This window comes from Seonamhaeicola marinus (assembly GCF_008085455.1).
The window spans coordinates 1-416 of sequence record NZ_VSDQ01000790.1 but is presented as its reverse complement, the minus strand read 5'-3'; the positions used below and the strand labels follow the sequence as shown (position 1 = coordinate 416).

Sequence of the window (416 nt, the reverse complement as noted above, 5' to 3'; positions counted from 1 at the left end):
ATCGTGGTGTGGTAATAAAAGGATTGTTACATAATGATGATGAAAATGCCGAAAAACAATGGTTACCAGCCGGATCGTACTGGCAGCAACCTGCTGGCGAAGCACATATTACAGCTGCAGATGCTGAAGATAATATGGCGTTTTTAGATATTCAAGAAGGCCCATATTTAGTAAAACCAACATCGGAAGCGTTTGATAATGGTGAAAAACCAGTGAATGTAGATAAAACCAATTTAGTTTGGTTAAACGCTAATGATATTGAATGGGTTTCAGAAAAAAGTAATGTAGAAACTGCTTTTTTATGGGGAAGTCACGAAAAAAATCAACTGCGTGCCTCGTTAATAAAATTACCAGCTGGTTTCAAGGGTAAAATTAAAAACTTAAGTCCAAATTTTAGAGCTGTGGTTATTTCTGGT

General features: G+C 36.3%; 1 protein-coding gene. It reads left to right on the top strand.

Annotated elements, in window-relative coordinates; translation table 11 throughout:
- The coding region (locus tag FUA24_RS23550) for a DUF4437 domain-containing protein (RefSeq protein WP_148545775.1) at positions 1-416 on the top strand (416 nt) is incomplete at both ends.